29 protein-coding genes and 1 pseudogene are annotated in these 25,028 nt (G+C 44.1%); 20 read left to right on the forward strand and 10 right to left on the reverse strand.

The window, feature by feature from the left end; all coding sequences use genetic code 11:
- From K7G75_RS12615 to K7G75_RS12650, 8 genes are read left to right on the forward strand one after another with little or no spacing between them, the layout of a single operon-like run.
- Entirely contained in the window at nt 1–774 is a 774-nt protein-coding gene (locus tag K7G75_RS12615) for a ParA family protein (RefSeq protein WP_222984599.1), read from the forward strand.
- A complete protein-coding gene (locus tag K7G75_RS12620; protein WP_222984600.1) occupies nt 775–1,683 on the forward strand; it encodes a ParB/RepB/Spo0J family partition protein in 909 nt (302 codons plus the stop codon).
- A gap of 40 nt (nt 1,684–1,723) precedes the next feature.
- Nucleotides 1,724–2,332, forward strand: a complete 609-nt coding sequence (locus K7G75_RS12625; RefSeq protein WP_222984601.1) for a DUF5683 domain-containing protein — start codon at nt 1,724–1,726, stop codon at nt 2,330–2,332.
- A 3-nt stretch (nt 2,333–2,335) separates the two neighbouring features.
- Nucleotides 2,336–3,037, forward strand: coding sequence for a 4-hydroxy-tetrahydrodipicolinate reductase (gene dapB, locus K7G75_RS12630; protein ID WP_222984602.1), 702 nt, complete (start codon nt 2,336–2,338; stop codon nt 3,035–3,037).
- A 48-nt stretch (nt 3,038–3,085) separates the two neighbouring features.
- Entirely contained in the window at nt 3,086–4,831 is a 1,746-nt protein-coding gene (lepB, locus tag K7G75_RS12635; protein WP_222984603.1) for a signal peptidase I, read from the forward strand.
- A 32-nt stretch (nt 4,832–4,863) separates the two neighbouring features.
- A complete protein-coding gene (locus K7G75_RS12640) occupies nt 4,864–5,223 on the forward strand; it encodes a four helix bundle protein (RefSeq protein ID WP_222984604.1) in 360 nt (119 codons plus the stop codon).
- A 42-nt stretch (nt 5,224–5,265) separates the two neighbouring features.
- Nucleotides 5,266–5,892: a WbqC family protein gene (locus tag K7G75_RS12645; protein ID WP_222984605.1), complete on the forward strand. Its 627-nt coding sequence runs from the start codon at nt 5,266–5,268 to the stop codon at nt 5,890–5,892.
- On the forward strand, nt 5,885–6,199 hold the full coding sequence (locus K7G75_RS12650; RefSeq protein ID WP_222984606.1) for a DUF6122 family protein: 315 nt from the start codon (nt 5,885–5,887) through the stop codon (nt 6,197–6,199). The genes K7G75_RS12645 and K7G75_RS12650 overlap by 8 nt, the downstream gene beginning before the upstream one ends.
- Here K7G75_RS12650 and K7G75_RS12655 read toward each other — a convergent pair.
- The 8 genes and pseudogenes from K7G75_RS12655 to K7G75_RS12685 form a co-directional block, all read right to left on the reverse strand.
- Nucleotides 6,185–7,228 (reverse strand): endonuclease/exonuclease/phosphatase family protein, encoded by a 1,044-nt coding sequence (locus K7G75_RS12655; protein ID WP_222984607.1) that lies wholly within the window; start codon nt 7,226–7,228, stop codon nt 6,185–6,187. The genes K7G75_RS12650 and K7G75_RS12655 overlap by 15 nt on opposite strands.
- 3 nt (nt 7,229–7,231) lie before the next feature.
- Nucleotides 7,232–8,095, reverse strand: a complete 864-nt coding sequence (locus tag K7G75_RS12660) for a rhomboid family intramembrane serine protease (RefSeq protein ID WP_222984608.1) — start codon at nt 8,093–8,095, stop codon at nt 7,232–7,234.
- Nucleotides 8,096–8,098: 3 nt separating this feature from the next.
- A complete protein-coding gene (locus K7G75_RS14895) occupies nt 8,099–8,467 on the reverse strand; it encodes a rhomboid family intramembrane serine protease (RefSeq protein WP_335341885.1) in 369 nt (122 codons plus the stop codon).
- Nucleotides 8,468–8,533: 66 nt separating this feature from the next.
- Nucleotides 8,534–8,839 (reverse strand): annotated as a pseudogene (locus K7G75_RS14900) (rhomboid family intramembrane serine protease); the annotation flags it as partial.
- Nucleotides 8,840–10,702, reverse strand: coding sequence for a DNA mismatch repair endonuclease MutL (gene mutL, locus K7G75_RS12670; RefSeq protein WP_222984610.1), 1,863 nt, complete (start codon nt 10,700–10,702; stop codon nt 8,840–8,842). It lies immediately after the preceding pseudogene.
- Nucleotides 10,702–10,986: a riboflavin synthase subunit beta gene (locus K7G75_RS12675; RefSeq protein ID WP_222985030.1), complete on the reverse strand. Its 285-nt coding sequence runs from the start codon at nt 10,984–10,986 to the stop codon at nt 10,702–10,704. The genes mutL and K7G75_RS12675 overlap by 1 nt, the downstream gene beginning before the upstream one ends.
- A 181-nt stretch (nt 10,987–11,167) precedes the next feature.
- Nucleotides 11,168–11,650, reverse strand: a complete 483-nt coding sequence (ribH, locus tag K7G75_RS12680) for a 6,7-dimethyl-8-ribityllumazine synthase (protein ID WP_222984611.1) — start codon at nt 11,648–11,650, stop codon at nt 11,168–11,170.
- Between the two features lie 3 nt (nt 11,651–11,653).
- Nucleotides 11,654–12,415 carry a tetratricopeptide repeat protein gene (locus tag K7G75_RS12685; RefSeq protein WP_222984612.1) on the reverse strand — a complete coding sequence of 254 codons (762 nt, stop codon included), beginning with the start codon at nt 12,413–12,415 and terminating at the stop codon, nt 11,654–11,656.
- Between the two features lie 125 nt (nt 12,416–12,540).
- On the opposite strand from K7G75_RS12685, the gene recF reads away from it, so the two are divergent.
- The 4 genes from recF to K7G75_RS12705 are packed head-to-tail and all read left to right on the forward strand — an operon-like array spanning nt 12,541 to nt 14,878.
- The gene (gene recF / locus K7G75_RS12690) at nt 12,541–13,620 is read left to right on the forward strand and encodes a DNA replication/repair protein RecF (protein ID WP_222984613.1); all 1,080 of its coding nucleotides are present in this window, start codon (nt 12,541–12,543) and stop codon (nt 13,618–13,620) included.
- A 2-nt stretch (nt 13,621–13,622) separates the two neighbouring features.
- Entirely contained in the window at nt 13,623–14,045 is a 423-nt protein-coding gene (locus K7G75_RS12695) for a hypothetical protein (protein ID WP_222984614.1), read from the forward strand.
- Nucleotides 14,045–14,341 (forward strand): DciA family protein, encoded by a 297-nt coding sequence (locus K7G75_RS12700; protein WP_222984615.1) that lies wholly within the window; start codon nt 14,045–14,047, stop codon nt 14,339–14,341. Before K7G75_RS12695 ends, K7G75_RS12700 begins: the two co-directional genes overlap by 1 nt.
- A 12-nt stretch (nt 14,342–14,353) precedes the next feature.
- Nucleotides 14,354–14,878, forward strand: coding sequence for a GNAT family N-acetyltransferase (locus K7G75_RS12705; protein ID WP_222984616.1), 525 nt, complete (start codon nt 14,354–14,356; stop codon nt 14,876–14,878).
- Between the two features lie 31 nt (nt 14,879–14,909).
- Here K7G75_RS12705 and K7G75_RS12710 read toward each other — a convergent pair whose 3' ends face one another.
- On the reverse strand, nt 14,910–15,329 hold the full coding sequence (locus tag K7G75_RS12710; RefSeq protein ID WP_222984617.1) for a nucleoside-diphosphate kinase: 420 nt from the start codon (nt 15,327–15,329) through the stop codon (nt 14,910–14,912).
- Between the two features lie 148 nt (nt 15,330–15,477).
- Here K7G75_RS12710 and K7G75_RS12715 point away from each other — a divergent pair, with 148 nt between their 5' ends.
- The 4 genes from K7G75_RS12715 to K7G75_RS12730 are packed head-to-tail and all read left to right on the forward strand — an operon-like array spanning nt 15,478 to nt 19,312.
- On the forward strand, nt 15,478–16,494 hold the full coding sequence (locus tag K7G75_RS12715) for a DHH family phosphoesterase (RefSeq protein WP_222984618.1): 1,017 nt from the start codon (nt 15,478–15,480) through the stop codon (nt 16,492–16,494).
- A complete protein-coding gene (gene gldI, locus K7G75_RS12720) occupies nt 16,491–17,039 on the forward strand; it encodes a gliding motility-associated peptidyl-prolyl isomerase GldI (RefSeq protein ID WP_222984619.1) in 549 nt (182 codons plus the stop codon). Before K7G75_RS12715 ends, gldI begins: the two co-directional genes overlap by 4 nt.
- Nucleotides 17,040–17,052: 13 nt before the next feature.
- A complete protein-coding gene (locus K7G75_RS12725) occupies nt 17,053–18,159 on the forward strand; it encodes a peptidylprolyl isomerase (RefSeq protein WP_222984620.1) in 1,107 nt (368 codons plus the stop codon).
- A gap of 52 nt (nt 18,160–18,211) precedes the next feature.
- The gene (locus tag K7G75_RS12730) at nt 18,212–19,312 is read left to right on the forward strand and encodes a DUF3810 domain-containing protein (protein WP_222984621.1); all 1,101 of its coding nucleotides are present in this window, start codon (nt 18,212–18,214) and stop codon (nt 19,310–19,312) included.
- 51 nt (nt 19,313–19,363) lie between these two features.
- On the opposite strand, the gene K7G75_RS12735 is transcribed toward K7G75_RS12730, so the two are convergent.
- The gene (locus K7G75_RS12735) at nt 19,364–20,167 is read right to left on the reverse strand and encodes a DUF6503 family protein (protein WP_222984622.1); all 804 of its coding nucleotides are present in this window, start codon (nt 20,165–20,167) and stop codon (nt 19,364–19,366) included.
- Between the two features lie 69 nt (nt 20,168–20,236).
- On the opposite strand from K7G75_RS12735, the gene K7G75_RS12740 reads away from it, so the two are divergent.
- Genes K7G75_RS12740 through K7G75_RS12755 form a run of 4 tightly spaced genes read left to right on the forward strand, consistent with a single transcriptional unit; the run spans nt 20,237 to nt 25,020 of the window.
- Nucleotides 20,237–21,037, forward strand: a complete 801-nt coding sequence (locus K7G75_RS12740) for a TrmH family RNA methyltransferase (protein ID WP_222984623.1) — start codon at nt 20,237–20,239, stop codon at nt 21,035–21,037.
- A 3-nt stretch (nt 21,038–21,040) separates the two neighbouring features.
- Nucleotides 21,041–22,273, forward strand: a complete 1,233-nt coding sequence (locus K7G75_RS12745) for a M48 family metallopeptidase (protein ID WP_222984624.1) — start codon at nt 21,041–21,043, stop codon at nt 22,271–22,273.
- A 44-nt stretch (nt 22,274–22,317) separates the two neighbouring features.
- Entirely contained in the window at nt 22,318–24,522 is a 2,205-nt protein-coding gene (locus K7G75_RS12750) for a RelA/SpoT family protein (RefSeq protein ID WP_222984625.1), read from the forward strand.
- A gap of 42 nt (nt 24,523–24,564) precedes the next feature.
- Nucleotides 24,565–25,020, forward strand: a complete 456-nt coding sequence (locus K7G75_RS12755) for a Fur family transcriptional regulator (protein ID WP_222984626.1) — start codon at nt 24,565–24,567, stop codon at nt 25,018–25,020.
- The last annotated feature ends 8 nt before the right edge of the window (nt 25,021–25,028 follow it).

Genomic DNA, 25,028 nt, shown 5'->3' on the forward strand with positions numbered 1-25,028 from the left:
ATGGGCAAGATTATTGCTATTGCAAACCAAAAGGGTGGCGTTGGCAAAACCACAACAACTGTCAACCTTGCCGCTTCCCTTGGGGTATTGGAGAAAAAAGTATTATTGATCGATGCGGACCCCCAGGCCAATGCCACTTCAGGCTTGGGCATTGATGTGGATGCCGTGGAACACGGTACCTATCAGTTGCTGGAGCATACCATGCATGTTGATGATGTGATCATACCCACGGATTCCCCGAACGTTGACCTTATTCCTGCACATATCGACTTGGTCGCCATCGAAATCGAACTGGTAGACAAGGACAACCGTGAGTATATGATGAAGGAAGCGCTCCAGGATCTCGGAGACCGATACGATTTCGTATTGATAGATTGCGCCCCTTCTTTGGGTCTGTTGACCCTGAATGCCCTGACGGCTGCTGATTCGGTCATGATACCCATACAATGTGAATATTTTGCCCTGGAAGGTCTTGGAAAATTGTTGAACACGGTAAAAAGTGTACAAAAAATACACAATAATGACTTGGACATTGAGGGCATGCTCTTGACCATGTACGATTCCAGACTTCGCCTATCAAACCAAGTGGTGGAGGAAGTGAAAAAGCACTTTGCCGACATGGTGTTCGACACCATTATCCAACGCAATGTGAGGTTGAGCGAAGCACCAAGCTATGGAGAAAGCATTATTAAATACGACGCCAGCAGCAAGGGTGCATCCAATTACCTCAACCTGGCCAATGAAATATTGAAGAAAAACAAGGAGAAAGTTTAAATGGCGAAAGCAACCAAAAAACAGGCTCTCGGAAGAGGCCTGTCCGCTCTATTGAAAGATCCCGCGAACGATATCAAGTCGGTTTCGGACAAAAATGCGGACAAGGTTATTGGGAACGTGGTAGAATTGGACATCGATTCCATAGAAGTGAACCCGTTCCAGCCCAGGTCCAATTTCAATGATGAGGCATTGGAAGAATTGGCAAGTTCCATTCGGGAGTTGGGCATCATCCAGCCCATAACAGTCCGTAAATTAGGGTTCAACAAATTTCAGTTGGTCTCAGGAGAGCGAAGGTACCGGGCCTCAAAGTTGGTGGGATTGGAAACCATTCCTTCCTACATACGAATTGCCAATGACCAGGAATCCCTGGAAATGGCCCTTGTGGAGAACATCCAGAGGCAAGATCTTGATCCCATTGAAATAGCCCTTTCATACCAAAGGCTGATTGATGAAATACAGGTGACCCAAGAAAAATTGAGTGACCGGGTTGGAAAAAAACGTTCCACCATCACCAATTATCTCCGTCTTTTAAAATTGGATCCTATAATACAAACGGGAATGCGCGATGGTTTCATCAGCATGGGACATGGTCGGGCGCTCATCAACATAGACAAGAAAAAAGACCAACTCGCCATATACGAGAAGGTTGTTTCCAATGGTCTTTCCGTTCGGGAAACCGAGCAACTGGTAAAGACATTCAAAGAACCGAAAGTAGCATCCTCCCAAGCAAAACAAACCGAAAAAGCCAATGTGCCGACCTTTGTTTCGGAAGGAATGGCTGAGTTGAAGGAGCATCTATCCACCAAAGTGGATGTTAGCTCCTCCTCCAGCGGAAAAGGCAAAATCGTTATCCCATTCCATTCCAAAGAGGAATTCCAGCGCTTAAAAAAATTGATGACAGGTGAATAAAGGCCTCTTCTTGCCGTGCTTCCTTATATTTTTCCTCAATATGGGTTTTTCCCAGCAGGATGGGAAAAAGAAAACCGAAGAACAGCCCGTCCCGACCGCCATAGATTCCCTGGCCATGGATTTGGAAGGCGAGGGCATCACCATTGAAGAGGTCACCTATGAAAAAAAGAGGATAAACCCATTGGGTCCCAGTAAGGCTGCCTTTTATTCCGCAGTACTGCCCGGACTGGGGCAAGCCTACAACAGAAAATATTGGAAAGTACCGCTGGTTTATGGCGCTCTTGGCACGGGTATTTACGTCTATTCCATCAACAATACCGAATATAGAAAGGCCCGGGAAGCATTTAAGCGCAGGCGTGCCGGTTTTACGGATGACGAATTCTACGACATTAACGGCGATGGAAATGGTCCTGATATTTCATCGGAAGCCTTGCAAGATGCACAGGAAGCCCGACAACGTGACCGTGATTTGGCCCTCGTGGTGACCATAGCGCTTTACGCACTCAACATCATAGATGCCAACGTGGATGCACACCTAAAACAATATAACGTGGATGAGGACCTTTCGCTTGATTTTAAACCTTATTTGGATTTGAATCCCTGGACCAATGAACCTAACTATGGCATGGCACTGCTCATAAAATTTTAGAAAATGAACATTGGTCTATTCGGATATGGGAAAATGGGGAAAATGATTGAGCAAATAGCTCAAGATAGGGGCCATACCATTGTGGCGAAGGTAGATGTTGACACTGAGGAAATTGACTTTTCCAAGATGGATGTGGCCATCGACTTCAGCACCCCGGCAGCAGCTCTTCAAAATATCACAAGTTGTCTTAAAAATGGAGTGCCCGTTATTTCCGGTACCACAGGATGGCTGGGACAATACGGGGAAGCTGTAGAATATTGTCACAAAAAAAAGGGTGCCTTTATATATGCTTCCAATTTCAGTTTGGGGGTAAATCTCTTCTTTGAATTGAATGAACAGCTCTCCAGGATGATGTCCAAATTGGACCAGTACCGTGTTTCCATGGAGGAAATACATCATACCCAAAAATTGGACGCTCCAAGTGGAACTGCCATTACTTTGGCAGAAGGAATCATTGAAAATAGTCCCTATGAAACTTGGAAATTGGACACGACGGATGAAAAAAGTATTCCCATTAGTTCAAGAAGAGAGGGTGCCGTTGCTGGTACCCATATTGTTTCCTATGAAAGTGAAGTGGACAAGATTGAAATAAAACACGTCGCCCACAATCGGAAAGGCTTTGCCTTGGGTGCAGTGATCGCGGCAGAGTGGATACTTGGGAAAACCGGTGTGTTTTCAATGAAAGACGTGTTAAACCTAACATAAAAAACGTAACAATAGAGAGGACGTTAAGTCCTACAAAGAAACATTGATATGGACGGCACACAGTGGATTATTTTCATCTTGATCATTCAGATCATTCATTTTTTGGGAACATGGAAGCTTTACCAAAAGACAGGAAGAAAGGCGTGGGAAGCCGCCATCCCCATCTACAATGGCATTGTTCTAATGAAAATAATCAACCGCCCTTGGTGGTGGGTACTGTTGTTGTTCATTCCCATAATCAACTTGTTGATGTTTCCCGTTGTTTGGGTGGAGACCATCCGCAGTTTTGGAAAAAATAAGCTTGCACACACTTGGGCAGTGATACTTACATTGGGCTTTTACATCTATTACATCAACTATGTTGAAGATGTTACCTACATTGAGGACCGGAGCCTAAAACCAAGAACAGGGCTTGGCGAGTGGGTAAGTTCCATTGTTTTTGCCATTGTGGCGGCCACTTTTGTGCACACCTATTTCATACAACCCTATGTGATTCCCACGGGTTCCCTTGAGCGTACGTTGCGCATTGGGGATTTTCTGTTCGTGAGCAAGTTTCATTATGGGGCAAGGGTGCCCATGACCACTTTGGCTGCGCCCATGGTGCACGATACCCTGCCAGGACTAAAAACGCGATCGTACATTGCCGATGTTAACCCGGCCACCTATAAAACCTCCTGGAAAAACAAGTTGCGATTGCCCTATTTGCGGTTGCCCGGATTCCAAACAGTAAAGAAAAACGATATCGTGGTCTTCAGCCTGCCCGCGGATACTTTGGTGCAATTTTTTAGGGCCGACAAACCCGTAAAAAAACCCATCGATAAAAAATCGAACTATGTAAAGCGGTGCGTTGGAACCCCTGGTGATTCCCTTGCGGTAATCAATGGCACGGTCTATATCAATGGAGAACAATTCCAGCTGTCGGACAGGGCCAAAGTGATGTATGACCATACCATATATGCAAAAAATGGAGTGTCAAGCAGGTTGTTGGATGAGGTGGATGCCTCGGATTATTTCAGAAAATACATAGCGGACAATCTCAACCAAAACCAGTACAATGCTCTGGCACCGTTTGTTCTAGGAGCAAACCGAACCGCCGATGGCAAAATCGAACTCGTAACACAGGAAAAAGGCATCCCAACAGATGTGATAAGGCAATTGCGCCTGGCCTTGACCGAAGAAAAACCAAGGTCCAGAGTGGCCAACCTAACCCAGGAAATGGTGCAAGCGCTGCGCGAAAACCCTGCGATTGATTCCGTGGTACGCACTGTGGAACCCAAAGGTGAATATGGAGGGGCGTTCCCGCAAAGACCCAACATCTATCCGTGGAACAACGATAATTTTGGCCCCATATATATTCCGAAAGCCGGAACGACCGTAAAGATTGACTATAGAACCATTCCGTTATACAAGAAGATAATCAGGGACTATGAGGGCAATGAGGTTGCGGTTTCAGGGCAAAAAGTGTACATCAATGGCCAGGAAGCCAGTTCCTATACCTTTGGCCAAGATTATTATTGGATGATGGGTGATAACCGAGATCATTCCGAGGACAGCCGAACATGGGGCTACGTTCCCGCCGACCATATTGTGGGCAAGCCCGTTTTTTTATGGATGAGCTTTGATAATTTCAACGAGGGAATTGCCAATTGGAAGCCCCGATGGGATCGCATCTTCACTACAGTTGGAGGTAGCGGTGAACCGGTTTCCTATCTGAAATATTTTCTTGCGCTGTTAGTGGGCTGGTTTATATTTAATTTTATCAGAAAACGAAGGAAAAAGAAACAAAATGGGTAGACTGTTGATTTGTTTATCCGAACCATCTGCCCATGTATACCTACTCTTTTGAAAAACTTGAAGTTTGGAAAGAGGCCAAAGAATTTGCCAAGGAGGTTTATAGGGTGACCTTAGGGTTTCCAGAAGATGAAAAGTTTGGCCTTACCTCACAGTTAAGAAGAGCTTCGGTTTCAGTTTGTTCCAACATCGCGGAAGGTTCAGCTAGGAAAACAAATAAGGACAAGGCGCACTTCACGACCCTTTCCTTTAGTTCGGCCGTTGAAATATTGAATCAATTGATTCTAGCTTTGGAATTTGGCTTTGTATCCATCGATACTTATAAAGATTTAAGGTATCGATTGGAGAGTATTACCAACAAACTCAATTCATTAAGAAATTATCAGACAAAATAAGTGGCTCCTGACCTTTTCACAATCGAATCTACGCATAAACGAATGGTATTGCATCCCTCATATTTTCCCAGCATCGCAACTTTCGTCGCCATAATACAGAACAATGTGGTTTGGGAGTCCCAGGACAACTTTCAAAAACAGACCTATCGCAATCGCTGCTATATTTGCACAGATCAAGGCAAACACATGCTCAACATTCCAGTGAAGCATGTGGGGGACAAAGAAGGACGGCAAAAATATGGTGAGGTTCAAATGGACAATAGCTATAATTGGAAGAAGAATCATTGGCGCACCTTGGAAACAGCCTATCGGACCTCTCCCTTTTTTGAGTTTTATGAGGATGATATTCAACCGCTGTTTGAGGGGTCGGACGACCTTCTATATGACTTTAACATGAAAACCATAGAAAAGATTGGAAGCTGTTTGGGCATTGAAATACCCAAATCAAAAACCAGCACATACGAGCTGTACCCTGTGGAGCATCTTGACGGGCGTTTTTTAGTACATGCAAAAAAGGAACCTGATTTTAATTTTGCACATTACACCCAGGTTTTTGGGGACCGGCACGATTTTGTGCCCAATCTTAGCATTTTAGATCTTTTGTTCAACGAAGGCCCCAATGCAGTTTCCTATTTGAAAAACCAAAATCTGGATTTTCCACATGCTTAGACATCTTATCCATTATGGCATTCATTTCTTGGTTCCGGTCCTGATCGCCCTTTGGTTTTTTCGGGATAATCGCATAAGGGTAATGCTTATTCTTTTGGCGGGAATCTTGATCGATGTGGACCATTTTTTTGCCACTCCCATTTTTGATTCCGGCCGTTGCAGCATAGGCCACCACCCCTTGCACAGTTATTGGGCGATCACGGCCTATTCAATATTGCCTTTTTTTAAAAAGACACGATTGTTGGGACTTGCTCTGATAATTCACATAATAGCGGATATGACGGATTGTGTGCTACTCCGCCTTTAGTCGTAAAGTGGCCATTATGGGATAATGGTCCGATAGTTTTTCGCTAAAATTCTGATGGGTGAGCACCTCAAACTCAGGGTCTGCCAAGATATAATCGATTCGGATGGGAAAACCCAGCAGATCATAGGTGCGTCCAAAACCTTGTCCTTTTTCCAAAAAAGTATCTTGCATCCCTCCTTTTATGGTCCTATATACATTGGAATATTGGGTATTGTTGAAATCGCCAACCACCAATTTCTTGAAGTGATTCTCTTCCATGTCCGCACGCACAAGATTGACCTGCTCATACTGTTTTAACATTACCCTTCTAGACTTTGCGAACAGTCTGGATGATTGTTCATTTTTGATGGTATTTAATTCAGGTACAATCCTAAAGGATTGAAGATGGAGATTGTAAACTCTTATAGTATCCTTATTAAACAGGATATCAGCAAATATGGCTTTATTGGAGCTATTGGGAAAATCAACGGAATCGACGTTGGCAATTGGATATTTGGAATAAATGGCTTGTATAACCTTTCCACTATGTTTTCCATATACATAATCGACAAACTTGTATTTGTATTGGCTCAAAGCGTTGTTACGCTTCATGGCATAGTAACACTCTTGAAAGCACAGAATATCTGGATCCTTTTGGGCAACAAAATTGAGGATAAGGCTATCAACATTTTCAACGTCCATCTGTTTTAAATCATTAAAGCTTCTGGCATTGAATGACATAATGGAAAAAGTGTCGCCATCAATTTCATGCCCATTACCATTCGAAAACTGAAAAAATGGGCCCAAGAAAAAGTACCAAAACAACAAAAGTGTACCAGAAAGTAGAAAATTTCTTTTTCCCACCAAGATCCAATAGCCAAAGAAGAGAAAGTTCAACACGATCAATAATGGAAAAATCAAACTCAACACCGAAAGGGCAGGTATTGCCGTCACGGGAACAAATGGCACCAATATGGCAATGAAGGTGACCAACGCCAAAATGGTGTTTATAAAGAAAACTACTTTATTGAAAGGAGAAAGCTTTGCCACAGATCAATCCTCTTTACCTGCCTTGAACAAAAAGTCCTTTTCCGCTTTGGACAGACTCTCATAACCCGATTTGCTTATCTTGTCCAAAATAGTGTCTATTTTCTTTTGACGTACTTCCCTTTCATAGTTGGCATTTTTTTCCTGTGAATTGTTTTTTTTATACACTGTTTTTAGTGGTGCTGTTCGTTCTTTTGGTTTGAATAGATCTAGGATACCACTCCATAATTTACCAAAAGCGGAGCCTATATCCCTGCCATGCAATAACTGACGTGCATACAGATACCCCAGAAAAGCTCCTCCCAAATGTGCCAACCTACCGCCCACATTTCCCCCGTAGGGAATCTGGATCAAGTCTATCAGCACAAAGAAGGCGCCAACATACCAAAGCTTCACATTGAAAAATATGACCCGGACCTCTTGGTTGGGAATATAGGCACAGATAAATATCAACACCGCGGTAACACCGGCAGAAGCACCTATCAAAGCCGTATTGGTCTGGACCAAGGTGGGGAACAGATTGTAGCTTGCCAGAAAGACAATGCCGCCGACAATCACACCCAAAAAATACACATTGATAAACCGCACTTTGTCAAAAAGGTTCAAAAAGATGCGTCCGGTAAAATAAAGCATGATCATGTTCCAGAAAATATGCCCCAACCCACCATGAAAAAATGCATAGGTGACCAAGGACCAAGGTTGTCCCAAAAATTCCATGAGGTCCTTGGGCAAATGGAACCAATCCGAAACGGAATGTCCCAAGAGGGCCTTGGACAATCCATCCAAAACAAAGATAACCACGTTGATGGCTATCAGCTTTTCAGCTATGCTGAGTCTAGCAAAGTTGTATCGAAGCCCTCCAGTTGCCATAGGTCAATCCCAGTGTTTATCATTAAACTCGTTCTTTTTCCAGTACCACATCATAAGAAAACCTATCAGCGCACCACCGATATGTGCAAAGTGCGCAATCCCAGTATTAACGTTTCCAATTCCAAATATAAGGTCCACCGCTATCAACAAGGGAACAAAATATTTTGCCTTGATGGGAACGGGCAAAAAAATCAACATCAATCGGGCTTCGGAGTACATAAAGGCAAAAGCGACCAAAATACCATAAATGGCTCCCGAAGCACCAGCGCCTTTTCCATAGTAAGAGGAAACAAAATTATCTACGACGTCAGAAGGAGCGTACTTCTTTAATATTTCTGAGTCAATCCCATTGGGACTTGCGAGTGCTTCCATTAGTTGAGACTTGGTAAATCCAGCATTAATAAGTGTATCAAGGCCTTGATTAAAAAAATAATAATTAACACTGGTATATAATATAACCGAACCTAATCCAGCTGAAAAATAGAAGAACAAAAACTTATTCCTTCCCCAATTTTGTTCTAAAGGCGTTCCAAAAGCCCAAAGCGCATACATATTAAACAATATATGGACTACACTCCAATGCATAAACATATGAGATATAATCTGCCACCACCTAAAACCATTACTCTCTGGAAATGAAAGAGCCAACCACTCCTGCATTTGTCCCCCATAAATCATTGTGGCGAAAAACAAGATCACATTAATGATCAGCAAGTGTTTTACGGCCTCGGTCAATCTTCCCATTTATATAAACTTTTTATTGATATCCCCTTCGGAGATTATTGTATATGTCAATTTGTTGAAAGGACTGAAACCTGGCTCTTTGCACGCAAATAAATTGTTTACCAGTGCCATCTGCGATTCTTGGTCCAATAAATCCCCGGTCCGTACGGCCAGATTTTTGGCCAATACCTTTGCCAAGATTTCGGCCTGGGAACTTGAACCACCCTCAAATCCTTCCTTATAGTCAGCAATTAAACGGTCCAATACCGTGCCAATACCGCTTTCTGGAACCAATATTGGCATACCTGTCACTTTAACAGTTTCCGCTTCCAGACTATCAAAAGCAAAACCAATGTTTGTCAGACTTTCCCTTATTTCCATCAAAATTCCGAGTTCCTGTTTGCTAAAAGTCAGTTCCAAAGGAAACAAGAGCTGTTGACTCACGCCTTGCTTAACCGTGATCTCACCGAGGAATTTTTCAAAGAGCACCCTTTCATGGGCCCGGTTCTGATGGATTACCAACATGCCGGACATCACCGTACTTACCACATATTTGCGTTTTAGCTGAAATGTGGTGGCCCCTTGTACAGTTTCCCCGTCATCCAAGTTCATCGCTTCCTGTCCACCACCATCCGACTCTATGGTAAGACTACTAAACGCGTCATCATAAACATCTCTTTCCAGGCCTTCATACAAACCCTCCCAGCCTTGACTGCTTGTTTTTTGATATACCCGCTGATTACCATAACTCACAGCCCCAGTACCCTTGCCCCTTTCCAGAAAGGGATTGAAAGTGGGGTCCACCGTAACTTGGGGCAGTACGGCTCCTTTTTCCTTAAAGGAATAGGGGGTGTCCAAATTGGGATCATGCTCAAAATCCAGGGCCGGGGCCACATTGAACTGTCCCAAACTGTGCTTTATGGTGGACCTCAATATGGCGTACAGCGTGTTCTCATCATCAAACTTCACCTCCGTTTTTGTGGGATGTATGTTGATATCGATGGAAGCCGGGTCCACTTCCAGATAAAGAAAATATCCCGGATACATTTCAGATTTTATCAACCCTTCAAAGGCAGCGGTCACCGCATGGTGCAGATATGGACTTTTTATGAATCGATGATTGGCGAAAAAAAACTGTTCGCCCCTACTTTTTTTGGCAAACTCCGGTTTGCAGATAAATCCGGATATGTTGACAACCTCGGTTTGCTCGCTCACAGGGACCAACCTATTTTCCATGCGACTGCCAAAAATATGCGAAATCCGTTGTCGATGTTTGGCCTTGGGCAGGTTGAATATCTCGGACCCATTATTGTAAAAATGGAACTCAATGTTGGGGTGTGCCAGCGCAACCCTATGAAATTCATCCGTGATGTGGCGTAACTCCACTTGGTTGGATTTCAGAAAATTTCGTCGCGCGGGAATATTGAAGAATAGATTTTTAACAGCTATCGATGTTCCCTTGGGGGCGGTCACCACCTCTTGGGAAACTACCTTGCTTCCCTCTATTTTAATATGTGTAGCCAGCTCTTGCAATTCGGTGCGTGTCTGCATGTCCACATGGGCAATGGCGGCAATGGAGGCCAAGGCCTCTCCGCGAAATCCCTTGGTATGCAAGTTAAAAAGGTCTTGGGCACTGGAAATCTTAGAGGTGGCGTGCCTTTCAAAAGACAGCCTAGCATCGGTCTCGCTCATCCCCAGCCCATTGTCCACCACTTGCACCAACGTCCTTCCACCATCCTTTACAATCAATTTGATGACCGTGGCACCCGCGTCTATGGCATTTTCCAATAACTCCTTGACCACAGAGGCCGGTCGTTGAACCACCTCCCCTGCTGCAATCTGATTGGCGACATGGTCCGGTAAAAGTCTGATGATGTCAGCCATTATGGATTCAGGAATATCGACAAATCGAAGTCTATCACAAAGAGAAAAAGCAGTAATAAAATGGCGACAATTACCAGCAAACGGAGTTTGAGGTTCCTATCACCTTCCACCTTTAGGTCATCCATAGCGGACGAAAACTTATTCTTGAGCCCTCTTTTTGTATGTGCCGTACTTCGGAATTTATCCAGTTTGTGTTCAATTTTGAAAGGACTGCCATCACCCTTGTAATATCGCGGCGAATAATTGAACGTTTTGTTTTTTTTTAGTTTTAAAGGGTTTCGCATGGTGTCCTTTTCCGTTGATTTCAAAGTTACTCAAATTAGCAAAAAAGGATTGGCGTACATTCCCAAAAAATGTTAACAGGGGTTGGGTTTAAGTTTGGGCAGAAGTACAGGTCCCGTGTGAAAGTCTAATTTCAAGGTATTGAATACATCCAGATTTGGGCTTAACGGGCGATTCCTTCACCTATTTTCCCAACATCGCCATTTGAACTGCGGCAACGGCCGCTTCAGTCCCCTTGTTGCCATGCTTTCCACCGCTTCTGTCCTTGGCCTGTTGCCAGGTATCATCGGTAAGCACGCAGAAAATGACCGGTACATCTTGGGAGAGGTTCAAATCCTTGATGCCTTGTGCAGTGGCACTACAGACAAAATCAAAATGACTCGTTTCACCACGAATGACGCTGCCAATGGCAATAACGGCATCCACATTTTGCGTGGCAACCATTTTTTTGCAGCCAAAAGTCAATTCAAAACTACCGGGTACGTTCCACCGGATTATGTTATTGGACAGTGCTCCACAATCCAACAAAGCCTCTTGGGCCCCTTCAAAAAGGGCTTCTGTTATTTCTGCGTTCCACTCGGAAACAACAATCCCAAATCGCAGTTGCGCCGCATTTGGGATTTTACTTTTGTCGTAGACGGATAGATTTTTGTTCTCCGTGGCCATGGTTTAATTTTTGGCCAGGCCAATCAGGGCATCGATACCCACCCCATCTTGGGTCTCAGGATATTCTTCCTTTATTCTTTCAAAAAAACCAAGGGCTTTTTCCTTTTGGCCCAAGTTCAAAGCCATAATACCGGCCTTGCGAAGAAATCTGGGCGTGGTGAACCCATTGTTGTCATGGGCTATGGCTTTTTCATAATAGTCCAAGGCATCCTCTGGTTGATTCAATTGGGTAAAGGCATCCCCTATTCCTCCCTTCGCCATGGCGCCAAGAATGGCGTCATCCGAGGAGAAATTTTCCAAATGGGCAATCGCCTCATCGTACTGCTGTAGGTTCAAATATGTCATCCCGGCTGAATACTGGGCAAGATTGGCCGCCTTGGTACCCTTATATTCCTCAATAATGTCCAAAAACCCAAACTTCCCCTCTGCACCGTTGAGTGCAAGGGAGAACAAAGAATCCTTTGCGGTTTCGTTTGACAATGCCTGGTCAAAATACTGCTGAGGATAAAAAAGCTCATTGGCCGCAGTGGCCTCCTTTGGTTTTTGGATGAACTGATGATAGCCCAAATAGGCCAACACACCAACGGCTATGGCACCAATAACCCCCAAAATGTAGTTCTGGTTTTTTTGCACCCAGGCCTCGGTCTTGGAAGCACTTTCGTCAAGTGTTTGGAACACTTCCGCCGTTGTGCTTTCCATTTGTTCTATCTGGTCTTCTTCTGCCTTGTTCTTTGGCTTAAAGCCTCGCTTCTTGTATGTTGCCATCCGTCATTAAATTGGTCGCGCAAAAATAAAGTTTTTATCCAAAACCAAAAGGTAATTTATTCGTTATTTTTGGAATCTTTAATGGCCATCCCCACTATTCAAAACATGGTTTTTCTTTATTTTTTATGTTTTTAAGGCATTTATCTTTAGTCAATTACAAAAATTTTGATTCCAGTAACCTTGAACTGGACCCTGTGATCAATTGCCTTGTGGGCAACAATGGCGTGGGCAAGACCAACATTTTGGATGCCATTTACCACCTATGCTTTGGAAAAAGTTACTTCAATCCCGTTTCCACGCAGAACATAAAGCATGACACGGATTTTTTTGTGATTGAAGGGGAATTTGAAAAAGAGGGACGGACGGAAAAAATTATATGCAGCTTCAAGCGGGGCACCAAAAAAGTCATCAAAAGAAATGGCAAGGCCTATGAAAAATTTTCGGAGCACATTGGCTTTTTGCCTTTGGTGATCATTTCTCCTGCTGACAGAGATCTAATCCTGGAGGGTAGCGACACCAGGAGGAAATTCATGGATGGTGTGATTTCCCAGTCCGATAGGGCCTACCTCCAGTCCTTGATCAAATACAATAAGGTATTGGTGCAGCGGAATTCCTTGTTGAAATACTTCGCCGTGAACAATACCTTTGACTTGGATACACTAAGCATTTACAATGAACAGCTTCACATTTTGGGTACCGAAATCCATAAAAAGCGCTCAGCTTTTATTGCCTCTTTCATTCCCATTTTTATGGAACAATATGCCCATATTACCAATAAAGATGAGGCAATTATGCTATCCTATGAAAGCCAGCTCATGGAAGAGGGCCTTTTATCGCTTTTGGAATCTTCCATCAACAAGGACAGGGCTTTGCAATATACCTCTGCTGGAGTACATAAGGACGATTTACTGTTTACCATTGCAGGGCATCCCATCAAAAAATTTGGGAGCCAGGGACAGCAAAAATCCTTTCTGATCGCTTTGAAACTGGCCCAGTTCCATTTGGTGAAACAGCAATCCAAAACCACTCCCATACTGCTGTTGGATGACATTTTTGACAAATTGGATGAAAACCGTGTCGCCCAAATCGTGAGCTTGGTGAAGGACGATAATTTTGGGCAGATCTTCATCACGGATACCCATGCTGACCGAACCGAAAATGTGGTAAAAAGTATCCACCAGAGCTATAAAATATTTACCTTGTGAACATGGTCCGGATTTTTGTATTTAGTATGTTTTTGCTTCTATGGAGCTGCAAAAAGACCACCATCTCAGCGGATGATCTAAAATATTTGAATGGATATTGGGAAATTGCGGAGGTAGGGTTTCCCGATGGCTCGAAGAAACAATATGCCGTGAATCCGAGCATCGATTTTATCCACCTTGAGAATAAAAAAGGGTTTCGCAAAAAGGTCCAACCCAACTTTGACGGTAGCTATAATGCCTCTAATGATGCTGAACTTCTTTTTGTTGAAACATCGGAAGGGGGCTTCATTTTGAAATATTCCAACGATTTTAGTGAATGGGAGGAAAAATTGGTTCATCTCGATTCCACATCGTTTTCGGTTATCAACCAGGAAACCATCCACTATACCTATAAGCGTTTTCAACCCATTGCAATTCCAAAATAATGGCCAAGCGACACAACTCCCACTTGCCTTTGGGCGCAGCGCTCAACGAGTTCATCAAGGAAAATAGATTGCAATCCGGGATGGACAAGGTGGATGCCAAAGATGCCTGGGTCAAATTGATGGGCAATGGCGTGAACAATTATACCTCCTCCGTGGAACTCAAAAACGAAACGCTTTATGTGTCCCTTACCTCTTCGGTGCTCCGGGAAGAATTGAGCATGGGCAAAACCAAGATCATAGCCATGATCAACGAGGAATTGGGCAGGGAATTGGTCAAGAAACTCGTGCTGCGTTAAATTACAGATCAATTGAAAATCATTACCGAAACAGATCGATTGCGCATTATGGAGGCCGACCAGGCTGATGCTGGTTTTATTTTAGAGCTTTTGAACAGCCCCACTTGGCTGGAATTTATCGGTAATAAAGGGGTTTCCACTATAGAACAGGCCCTAGGGTACATTAATCAAAACCTGTTGGGATCCTATAAAGCACATGGTTTTGGGCTGTACAAGGTATGTCTAAAAGGGACCTTGGAACCCATTGGGCTTTGTGGCTTCCTGCAGCGTGACTATCTGGAAAGTCCCGATATCGGTTTTGCCCTCTTGCCCGAGTACGAGGGAAACGGATTTATGGGTGAAGCTGGCCAGGCCATAATGGAATTTGGAAAATCCCACCTGAAATTGGACCATATCCTGGCGATTGTAATGCCGGAAAATGATCGTTCAAAACGATTGCTTGAAAAAATTGGTTTCAAAGCTATTGGCATGATAAATCCAAGGGGAAGTGATGGGGAATTGATGCTTTTTTCAAACGAAAAAAGCCACCCGAAGTGAGTGGCTTAGCATTTCTATTCCAATAGTGTGGTTAAAATACTTCCCTGCCGGAAAAATGGAAAGCGCCTTCTATGGCCGCATTTTCATCACTGTCCGATCCATGTACCGCATTTTCACCAATATCCTTTGCATACAGCTTTCGAATGGTCCCCTCTGCAGCTTCAGCAGGGTTGGTAGCCCCAATGAGGGCACGGAAATCGTCCACGGCATTGGCTTTCTCCAAAATAGCCGCAACAATGGGCCCACGGGTCATAAAATCCACCAATTCACCAAAAAAAGGACGGTCTTTATGGATGGCATAAAACTCTTTGGCATCCCTTCTGCTTAACTGCGTATATTTCATGGCCACTATCTTGAATCCAGCGGCTGTTATTTTTTCCAAGATCGCACCGATGTATCCGTTTTCAACTGCATCTGGCTTAATCATGGTAAATGTTCTATTTCCAGTCATTTTTTAAAAATTTTGCGCAAACTTACACTTTTTAGACCAACAGGCAAGGCTTGGCCGGTCTGTTTTAATTCTTTGGCAGTACTGTTCCATCAAACAAAATGAAGCAGATCAGGTGAGCACTATACGATAATATTGTATCTTTGCGCGCATGAATTTAGCGGATATCACGGCAGTTAAGTCGATTCTTTCCCTACCTCAAAAAATCGTAATTGTCCCCCATAAAAATCCAGATGGAGACGCTATGGGCTCCTGCTTGGCACTATACGCCTTCTTAAAAGGAATGGGGCAGACCGTGCACGTAGTGGCACCCAACGATTACCCCAAGTTCCTTAAATGGTTGCCCGGCAATGAACATGTGCTGAACTTTGAAAGGGAAAACAATGAAGCCTTGGCAGCGCTGCAGGAAGCCACCGTTATTTTTACTTTGGATTTCAACGATCTATCCCGATGCGGACAGATGGAACCCATTCTTAAAGCGTCCAATGCGGATTTCATCATGATCGATCACCATCAACAACCAGGTGATTATGCCTTGGTGGCCTATTCGGATGTGTGTATGAGCTCAACTTGCGAGATGGTGTACAACTTCATTGAATATTTGGACGGATTGGATTCCTTGGACAAGGACATTGCCACGAATATTTATGCCGGCATCATGACGGATACTGGATCTTTTAAATATCGATCAACATCAAGCAGAACCCATCGTGTGGTGGCCGATCTTATCGACCGGGGAGCGGACAATATGGACATCCATCGCCAGGTTTTTGATACCAATTCACCGTCACGGCTTCATCTGTTGGGCGTTGCCCTGAGCAATATGGTAATCCTATCCGAATACTGCACTGCTTATATTACCCTAACGCAGGAGGAGTTGGACCAATATGATTTCAAAAAAGGGGATACCGAAGGTTTTGTCAATTATGGTTTGACCCTGGAAGGAATTATTTTTGCTGTCATTTTCATTGAAAACCGCGAAGAAGGTATCATTAAGATTTCCTTCCGATCTGTGGGAGATTTTTCGGTGAACGAATTTGCAAGGGAACATTTTAACGGAGGTGGCCACGACAATGCAGCCGGGGGACGAAGCGAGGACAGCATGGAAGTGACCATAGACCGGTTCACCACGATTTTAAAAAATTACAAAAGCAAGTTAAATCCATGAGGATACCGCTGATACTATTTTTGGGATTGCTCTTTTGGCAATGCGGGGGACCGGAACCCAGAAAACCTGTCGAGGTCAAGTCCGGAAGCTTTTTCAAGGAATCGGTGGAGCGTAGCAAGGCTCTATTGGCCCATGAAGAGCAAATGATCAAAGAGATCATGGCCAATGATTCGGTCAACGAATACCTGACAAGTCCCAACGGATTTTGGTATTATATGGAGTCAATCAACGACACGGCCACCTACACCCCAAAACCCAAAGATCAAATTTTGTTTTCATACAATTTGATGACACTCGGCAACGATACCATCTACACGGCTGAAGCCATAGGGCCCACATCGTATGTAGTGGACAAGGAACAACTTTTTCCAGGATTGCAAAAGGCTGTTAAGCTGTTGAAAATCAACGAAAAAGCCACATTTCTTTTTCCCTCTTTACAAGCTTACGGGTATCAGGGAGACGGAAACGCCATCGGCCCAAAAACCCCTGTTAAATCCTCAGTGGAATTGCATACAATCATTATTGATAACGATAGTTTAAACTAAAACCATAAACAACATGAAACAAACCCTTTTTATGATCACCCTACTATCCGTGATCTTTTTTGGATGTAAATCCAGCCAATACGCCGAATTGGGAGATGGTATCTTCGCGGATATCCAGACATCGGAAGGCGACATCATCGTTAGACTCGAGCATGCAAAAACACCAGTCACCGTGGCAAACTTTGTATCCTTGGCAGAAGGAAACAACCCTTTTGTAAGTGACAGCCTCAAGGGCAAAAAATATTACGATGGCCTTATCTTCCATAGAGTGATCAAAGATTTCATGATACAAGGGGGCGATCCTTCGGGAACAGGAAGCGGGAATCCCGGTTACAAATTCAAGGATGAGTTCCACGATTCGCTTGCCCACAGTAAAAAGGGCATACTCTCCATGGCCAATTCCGGTCCCAAAACCAATGGAAGCCAATTTTTTATCACGCACAAGCCCACCCCTTGGCTCAACGGCCGTCATACGGTTTTTGGCGAGGTGGTCAGCGGTATGCAGGTGGTGGATTCCATTGCCGGTATAGAAACCCAGACCGGGGATAGGCCCAAAGTGGATGTGGTAATGAAAAAGGTGGAAATTGTTAGAAACGGCAGGGAGGCCAAAAACTTTGATGCAGTACAGATCCTAACGGACTATTTTGCAGAGGAAGAAGCGGCCCAGGCAGCCTTCCAAAAAATGAAGGAAGAATTGGTCGCCGAGTTCAACACCCAAAAAGAGGCAGCGCAAGTGACCGAGTCTGGCCTGCGCATTTACTCCTTGGTTGAAGGCAACGGCGAACAACCCAAGATTGGACAAAAAGTAATGGTCAACTATGCAGGCTGGTTGCCGAACGGAGATTTGTTCGATAGCAACTACGAAGAAGTCGCAAAAAAATTCAACAATTTTGACCTGCAGCGCAAGCAAGGCGGTGGATATGAGGCTTTCCCAATGGACTACAGCCCCGACGCACGGCTTATTCCCGGGTTCAAGGAAGGCTTGCAAACCATGAAGGTGGGCGACAAAGTCCGCTTGTTCATCCCTTCGCATTTGGGCTATGGGGCCCAAGGAGGTGGGCCGATACCCCCAAATTCAGACTTGGTCTTTGACCTTGAGATCACGGGCTTACAGGAATAAAACATGATAAGGGCCACAATTGAATTTGTGGCCCTTTCAATTGCTTAGCCAAATGATTTTGGACTCCATTAAAACTCCAAAGGCGAAGACGATTCTGGCACTGGCTTTGCCGGTCCAGATTGCATTGGTCAAATGGATTGGCAATTATCCCGACTTTGTGGAACAATACTACAGCAAGGGTACTTATCCCGTGGTTTCCCAAATGCTCAGGACGCTTTTGGGTTGGATTCCTTTTTCCATCGGAGACATTTTTTATCTGGGTCTGTTCGTTTTGGTGGTCAGTCATATTTTCAAGCACAGAAAAACCATCAAAAAGAAACCACTGCTATTTTTAAAGGACATCGCCGTATTTCTTTCCATAGTTTTTTTCGCCTTTCACCTGCTCTGGGGCATGAATTATTATAGAAAACCCATCCATGAAAAGTTCGGTATCCAAAGGGAATATGAAGTAACCGAGTTGATTGGATTCACCAAATATTTGGCGGAAAAAACCAACCAATATCAACACCAACTGGCCGGGGACACGGCAACGGCGGTAAAAATTCCCTATTCCCGGGCCGAAATATTCAAAAAGACTGAAGCGGGTTATGCCAGTTTTAAGGAGAGCTTCCCGGATTTTGAATACAAACGGTCCAGCCTTAAAGCTTCCCTGTTCAGCCTGCCCCTCACCTACATGGGTTACGGTGGCTATCTAAATCCTTTTACCAATGAAGCACATGTGAACGGATTGACCCCCTTGTTTCGATTGCCCACGGTGAGCGGACACGAGGTGGGTCATCAATTGGGCTATGCCGCGGAAGGCGCTACCAATTTTATAGGCTTTTTGGTCACCGAACAGCATGAAGATCCCTATTTCAAATATGCGGCCTATCACCATGCCCTTGGATATTGTTTGTCAGATCTGCAAAGAAAAGACGAGGAGGCCTCCAAAGAAATTATTGCCTTGTTGAACCCAGGAGTGAAGAAAAACTTTCAAGAACTCAAGGAATTTTGGGAAAAATATCAAAATCCACTTGAACCGATGTTCAAGTTCATCTTCAGTACTTTTTTAAAGGCGAACAACCAAGATGAAGGCATACAGAGCTATCAGGCAGTGGTGGCCTATATGGTAAACTATCACAAGAATAATTCATCCCGAAAAACCCTGCAATAGCCAACGCAACAGCTTGGATGGGCTTCCGCATACAGCCAACTTTTTATTCCATCAGCTTTTTTTGACCTCAACCGGAGCCGCATTTTCTGGTTTTTTATAAAACTCTTTGGGTTTTGCCATGCTGGAAAGTGTCACATTATTAAATGGCAAGGTATCCCTTGCATCCAAAATTGTGCTTCCCTCATAATTGTGCCAGGTAATGGTTTTTGGAAGCATCAGCCCCTCAACCGATTGCCAATCATCATAACGAATCCATCTAACATTATCAGACGGCTCGCCGCTCATATACGTGACCGTGTAACCCAACCATTCCATTCTATACGTTTCGGGGTTATAATGAACAAAATATTCATCCTTTGATGATATCCCGACTCCTGTTTCATAGCCAATCTTAATTCCCGGGTATGACACATTTTCAAAAACCAGAGGCTCCGTTTCAGAATAAACTATACCATCATCGGCCAACACAAAGGGCATAGCATAGAAATAAAACATGAGGTTATGATAAAATGCAGCATCTCCCTTATAGACATCCTGTGGGTCACTCAACCAAACATCCTGCCCATCATACCCCATGGAAAATTTATCGGTGGCTACGTGATCCTGCCTCGACCATAGATCTATAGTGTGTGTTTCTACACCTTCTGGATTTGGTATTTCGAAGGAAAGTGTGCGCATTTCATTCCACCTTTCCAGCTCTCCATGCAAGGCAAAAACCTTGCTAAGATCGGTGGGGTATTTTTGTGATTGACTTACTTCGTCAGCTTGAACTTTGGGTTCCGTAGATGCTTTCCTAGGCTCCGTTTTACATGCCATAAGTGCAAAGGCAATCAATACAAAGGACAATTTTTTCATGATTTTGTTTTGGCGCTTGGTCGAAAACTGCTTGAAGGACTTACAATAATAGCTACTTTTGATTTTATCATGGAGACCAAACTTATCAGTAGTGTCCAAAATCCTTTGGTCAAGCAGGTCCTGCTTTTGAAGGAAAAGTCTAGGGAGCGGAAAAAAACCGGACGCTTTGTTGTGGAGGGAAAGCGCGAAATAATGTTGGCTCTTAAGGGAGGCTATCATATGGAAACCCTGCTGTATAACCCAACAATTGCATCCAATCGTGATATCGATACGCTGGTCCAGGATAAACGGGTCAATAGCGTTGAGGTCACCTCCCAGGTATATGAAAAAATTGCCCATAGGGAAACCACGGAAGGAATCTTGGCAATTGCAAGGCACAAACCGCACAGCCTGGAAAGTCTTGCTCTAAAAAAGGAAAAACCTTTGATTTTGGTTGCCGAAGCTCCAGAAAAGCCTGGCAACATCGGTGCTTTGTTGCGGACCGCTGATGCCGCGGCACTGGATGCCGTGCTGATAGCCAATCCGAGAACCGATCTTTATAACCCAAACATCATACGTTCCAGCGTGGGCTGCCTTTTTACCAACCAAGTGGGCATGGGAAGTACAGAGGAGATCATTGCGTACCTAAAGCTGAACAACATCAAGATTCTTTGTGCTGCCCTTTCAGCATCCAAGCATTACACGGACTGTGATTATGGGGAGGCCTCTGCAATTGTTGTGGGTACGGAATCCACCGGATTGAGCACAGAATGGCTGGAGAACTCGGATCAGAACATCAAAATACCCATGAAGGGTGAAATTGACTCTATGAACGTATCGGTGTCGGCGGCAATACTTATATTTGAAGCCATGCGGCAACGCGGATTTTAAGCTATGGAAAAAACGACGCTCTTTTATGTGATCATTGGGATTTTGTTGGTGCAATATCTTGTTCACCAACTCTTGGAGTTCCTGAACGCCAGACATTTTAAGGCCCAGGTACCCCAGGAACTGAGCGATGTGTTCAACGAAAATGAGTATAAAAAATCGCAAGCCTATAAAAAGACAAATTACAAATTCGGTTTGCTGTCCGACGGCTTTTCCCTTTTGTTCACCCTTGTTTTTTTGCTCCTGGGCGGTTTTGAGTGGTTGGACCAACTTACCCGATCGTTTACTAAAGGTGAGGTTGCCACTACACTGCTCTTTTTTGGATTTGTGTTCTTTGGAAGCACCTTGTTGGGCCTGCCCTTTTCCTATTACAAAACCTTTGTGATTGAGGAAAAATATGGTTTCAACACCACACCCAGAAGGCTTTTTTTCCTGGATAAGTTAAAGGGAATGGTCCTGACCTTGGTCTTGGGCGGTGCCATGCTTTACCTTTTCATTTTATTTTACCAATGGACAGGCTCCCGTTTTTGGGTATATGCCTGGATTTTTATCGGGGTCTTCATCTTGTTCATCAATCTATTTTATAGCAGGCTGATTGTCCCACTTTTCAACAAACAGACCCCATTGCAGGAGGGTAGCTTAAAAAACGCGATAGAAAGCTATGCCCGTAAGGCCGGCTTTGAACTCAAAAATATTTTCGTGATCGATGGGTCCAAACGGTCAACCAAGGCCAATGCCTACTTTTCTGGATTCGGTCGGGAAAAACGTATCACGCTCTTCGACACACTGATCAATGACCTGGATGAGGATGAAATTGTGGCAGTTTTGGCCCATGAAGTAGGGCATTACAAACGCAAACATGTTGTTTTCAACCTAGTGGTCAGTATACTGTTGACAGGATTTACACTGTATATACTTTCCCTTTTCATCAATGATCCGCAGATTTCACTGGCCATCGGTGTAAGCCAGCCCAGCTTTCATGCGGGGTTGGTGGGTTTTGCCCTCTTGTACAGCCCCATTTCCGAGGTTACCGGCCTGGCCATGAACTATTTATCAAGAAAATTTGAGTTCCAGGCGGATGATTTTGCCAAAAACACCTTTGCGGCCAAACCCTTGGTCACCTCATTGAAAAAGCTGTCAAAGAACAGCCTTAGCAATTTAACCCCCCATCCGGCATACGTTTTCGTGCATTATTCCCATCCACCTCTAGTGGAACGCATTAGAAATTTAAAGGCATAATTTTTGTTGTCCAGCAGTAAAGATTGTGGTAATTTTAATTTACTATGACGGAGGCTGCGATTGAAAAAGAAAACAAGGAAATTGCGAAGCAATACAAAGAGTTGCTACGCATCAGCTATCAGAATTTGACCCCTGAGGACAAAAAACTGATACGCTCTGCCTTTGATGTTGCCGTAGACGCCCACAAGGACCAAAGGCGAAAATCTGGGGAAGCCTACATATTCCATCCCATTGCCGTGGCCAAGATTGTTGCCTCCAAAATTGGCTTGGATGCCGTTTCCATCGCCTCTGCCCTGCTTCATGATGTGGTAGAGGACACCCGATATACCCTGGATGACATTGAAAGGATGTTCGGCGAGACTGTAGCACGTATCGTGAACGGACTCACCAAAATAGCCCACCTTAAGAAAGACAAGGACATCAGTCAGCAAGCAGAGAATTTTAGAAAAATGCTGTTGACCCTGCATGATGATGTCCGGGTAATCATCATCAAGATTGCGGACCGCTACCACAACATGCTCACCATGGATTCCATGCCGGAGCACAAGCAGGTGAAAGTAGCTTCGGAAACCCTCTACATCTACGCCCCGCTGGCCCATCGCATTGGCTTGTACAATATAAAGACCCATTTGGAGGACCTCAGTTTAAAATATACTGAGCCTGAGGTGTACAAGGATATCCAGGCCAAGATCGAGGATACGGAGGAAGAACAACTGGCCTACATTGAAGATTTTTCCAATGTGATTAGGAATTCGCTGGACAAAGAGGGCCTTAATTACGAAATCAAGGGACGCATGAAATCCATCTTTTCCATAAGAAGGAAAATGAAGGCACAGAACGTTTCCTTTGAAGAGGTCTATGACAAGTTCGCCATACGGATCATCTATAAATCGGACAGGAAGAATGAAAAGTTCCTTGCATGGAAAATATATTCCATTGTGACGGACCATTTCACCCCCAATCCCATTCGGTTGAGGGATTGGATCACCTCACCAAAATCCACAGGGTATGAAGCGCTGCACATTACCGTGATGGGACCCAAGGGAAAATGGGTAGAGGTACAGATACGGAGTGAGCGGATGCATGAAATTGCCGAAAAAGGCTACGCTGCCCACTTCAAATACAAACATGGTGAGCAAAAGGAACAAGGGATTGACGAATGGCTGAACCGCTTGCAGGAGGCCTTGGAGACAGCCAATGGCAATGCAGTGGATTTTGTGGAAGAATTCAAACTGAACCTGTATTCCAAGGAAATATTTGTGTTCACCCCCAAGGGTGAATTAAAATCCATGCCCAAAGGCTCCACTCCCCTGGATTTCGCCTTTCACATTCATACCGAAATTGGGATGAAGACGCGTGGTGTTAAGGTCAACGGTAAATTGGTCCCCCTGGGATCTGAGCTTCAAAGTGGCGACCAGGTGGAAATTATTACCTCGGAGAGTGCAAAACCCAATCAAAGTTGGTTGGACTATACCACGACGGCAAGGGCAAGGGCCAAAATAAAGTCATCATTAAGGGAAGAGAAAAAGAGCATTGCAGAAGAAGGCAGGGAAATTTTGCGAAGAAAGCTAAAATCGCAAAAAATAAACCTCACGGAGGACACTGTGAACAAATTGGTCGTCTTTTTCAAACTCAAGACCAGTCTGGACCTGTTCTATCGGGTTGGTATAGGTGTCATCGACAATGAAAAAATCAAGGATTTCGCCTCGTCCTACAATAACGCGTTCCTCAACTTTTTCAAAAACCGTATCCGTAGGACCCCATCCCCCAAAGATGTTGACAAAGAAGAAATCACATCCAAATACGACATGCTCGTTTTTGGCAAGGAGGAAGAAAAACTCGGCTACAAACTATCCCAATGCTGCAATCCCATTCCCGGCGATGAGGTTTTCGGGTTCTTGAGCGTAAATGACGGCATCAAGGTGCACAAAAAGAACTGTCCGAACGCCATTTCACTACAATCCAATTATGCGTACAGGATCATGGGCGCCAAATGGATAGATTCTTCCCAAGAAGAATTTTCAGTGGATATCCAACTAACAGGAATCGACAATTTGGGATTGGTGAACGATATTACCAATATCATCTCCGAACACATGCACGTGAATATGCGCAATCTCAATTTCAGTGCAGATGGCGGCACCTTCAAAGGCAAGATTACCCTGGTGGTTAAAAACAACAGTATCCTTAAAAAACTGATGGACAAATTGAAGCGTGTGGAGGGAATTGACAAAGTAAGCAGAATTTAATTTTTAACTGTACCTTTGCATTCTAGCAGAGGTCACAAAGCCATGGGGAACAACAAAAATCAGGAAATTGTAAAAAATGTGTTCACTTCCTTTCTTGAGGAAAAAGGGCACCGCAAAACACCTGAACGCTATGCTATTTTGCAGGAAATCTATAACAGTGACGACCATTTTGACGTAGAATCGCTCTACATTAAGATGAAGACCAAAAACTACCGGGTAAGTCGTGCCACGCTGTACAATACCATAGAACTGCTCTTGGAATGCAAGCTGGTGCGAAAGCATCAGTTTGGAAAAAACCAGGCGCAGTATGAAAAATCCTATTTTGACCACCAGCACGATCATGTGATACTTACCGATACCGGTGAAGTGGTCGAGTTTTGCGACCCCAGGATCCAATCCATCAAAAAAACCATTGAGGAGGTTTTTGATATTAAGATAAACAACCACTCACTCTATTTTTACGGCACCCGAAACAAACAAGAAAACCTAACCGAATAACCAGCACA

The organism is Flagellimonas meishanensis (assembly GCF_019880545.1).
GTDB classification, from domain to species: Bacteria; Bacteroidota; Bacteroidia; order Flavobacteriales; family Flavobacteriaceae; genus Flagellimonas; species Flagellimonas meishanensis.

What these genes read in the sequence shown, in the direction of transcription:
- lepB (WP_222984603.1), top strand. Translation starts at nt 3,086, where the DNA reads ATGGACGGCACACAGTGGATTATTTTCATCTTGATCATTCAGATCATT.
- mutL (WP_222984610.1), bottom strand. Translation starts at nt 10,702, where the DNA reads ATGGCTGACATCATCAGACTTTTACCGGACCATGTCGCCAATCAGATT.
- dapB (WP_222984602.1), top strand. Translation starts at nt 2,336, where the DNA reads ATGAACATTGGTCTATTCGGATATGGGAAAATGGGGAAAATGATTGAG.
- K7G75_RS12745 (WP_222984624.1), top strand. Translation starts at nt 21,041, where the DNA reads ATGGAAAAAACGACGCTCTTTTATGTGATCATTGGGATTTTGTTGGTG.
- K7G75_RS12640 (WP_222984604.1), top strand. Translation starts at nt 4,864, where the DNA reads ATGTATACCTACTCTTTTGAAAAACTTGAAGTTTGGAAAGAGGCCAAA.
- K7G75_RS12615 (WP_222984599.1), top strand. Translation starts at nt 1, where the DNA reads ATGGGCAAGATTATTGCTATTGCAAACCAAAAGGGTGGCGTTGGCAAA.
- K7G75_RS12750 (WP_222984625.1), top strand. Translation starts at nt 22,318, where the DNA reads ATGACGGAGGCTGCGATTGAAAAAGAAAACAAGGAAATTGCGAAGCAA.
- K7G75_RS12755 (WP_222984626.1), top strand. Translation starts at nt 24,565, where the DNA reads ATGGGGAACAACAAAAATCAGGAAATTGTAAAAAATGTGTTCACTTCC.
- K7G75_RS12715 (WP_222984618.1), top strand. Translation starts at nt 15,478, where the DNA reads ATGAATTTAGCGGATATCACGGCAGTTAAGTCGATTCTTTCCCTACCT.
- recF (WP_222984613.1), top strand. Translation starts at nt 12,541, where the DNA reads ATGTTTTTAAGGCATTTATCTTTAGTCAATTACAAAAATTTTGATTCC.
- ribH (WP_222984611.1), bottom strand. Translation starts at nt 11,650, where the DNA reads ATGGCCACGGAGAACAAAAATCTATCCGTCTACGACAAAAGTAAAATC.
- K7G75_RS12675 (WP_222985030.1), bottom strand. Translation starts at nt 10,986, where the DNA reads ATGCGAAACCCTTTAAAACTAAAAAAAAACAAAACGTTCAATTATTCG.
- K7G75_RS12730 (WP_222984621.1), top strand. Translation starts at nt 18,212, where the DNA reads ATGATTTTGGACTCCATTAAAACTCCAAAGGCGAAGACGATTCTGGCA.
- K7G75_RS12625 (WP_222984601.1), top strand. Translation starts at nt 1,724, where the DNA reads ATGGGTTTTTCCCAGCAGGATGGGAAAAAGAAAACCGAAGAACAGCCC.
- K7G75_RS12695 (WP_222984614.1), top strand. Translation starts at nt 13,623, where the DNA reads ATGGTCCGGATTTTTGTATTTAGTATGTTTTTGCTTCTATGGAGCTGC.
- K7G75_RS12620 (WP_222984600.1), top strand. Translation starts at nt 775, where the DNA reads ATGGCGAAAGCAACCAAAAAACAGGCTCTCGGAAGAGGCCTGTCCGCT.
- K7G75_RS12740 (WP_222984623.1), top strand. Translation starts at nt 20,237, where the DNA reads ATGGAGACCAAACTTATCAGTAGTGTCCAAAATCCTTTGGTCAAGCAG.
- gldI (WP_222984619.1), top strand. Translation starts at nt 16,491, where the DNA reads ATGAGGATACCGCTGATACTATTTTTGGGATTGCTCTTTTGGCAATGC.
- K7G75_RS12710 (WP_222984617.1), bottom strand. Translation starts at nt 15,329, where the DNA reads ATGACTGGAAATAGAACATTTACCATGATTAAGCCAGATGCAGTTGAA.
- K7G75_RS14895 (WP_335341885.1), bottom strand. Translation starts at nt 8,467, where the DNA reads ATGGAAGCACTCGCAAGTCCCAATGGGATTGACTCAGAAATATTAAAG.
- K7G75_RS12735 (WP_222984622.1), bottom strand. Translation starts at nt 20,167, where the DNA reads ATGAAAAAATTGTCCTTTGTATTGATTGCCTTTGCACTTATGGCATGT.
- K7G75_RS12650 (WP_222984606.1), top strand. Translation starts at nt 5,885, where the DNA reads ATGCTTAGACATCTTATCCATTATGGCATTCATTTCTTGGTTCCGGTC.
- K7G75_RS12725 (WP_222984620.1), top strand. Translation starts at nt 17,053, where the DNA reads ATGAAACAAACCCTTTTTATGATCACCCTACTATCCGTGATCTTTTTT.
- K7G75_RS12660 (WP_222984608.1), bottom strand. Translation starts at nt 8,095, where the DNA reads ATGGCAACTGGAGGGCTTCGATACAACTTTGCTAGACTCAGCATAGCT.
- K7G75_RS12685 (WP_222984612.1), bottom strand. Translation starts at nt 12,415, where the DNA reads ATGGCAACATACAAGAAGCGAGGCTTTAAGCCAAAGAACAAGGCAGAA.
- K7G75_RS12700 (WP_222984615.1), top strand. Translation starts at nt 14,045, where the DNA reads ATGGCCAAGCGACACAACTCCCACTTGCCTTTGGGCGCAGCGCTCAAC.
- K7G75_RS12645 (WP_222984605.1), top strand. Translation starts at nt 5,266, where the DNA reads ATGGTATTGCATCCCTCATATTTTCCCAGCATCGCAACTTTCGTCGCC.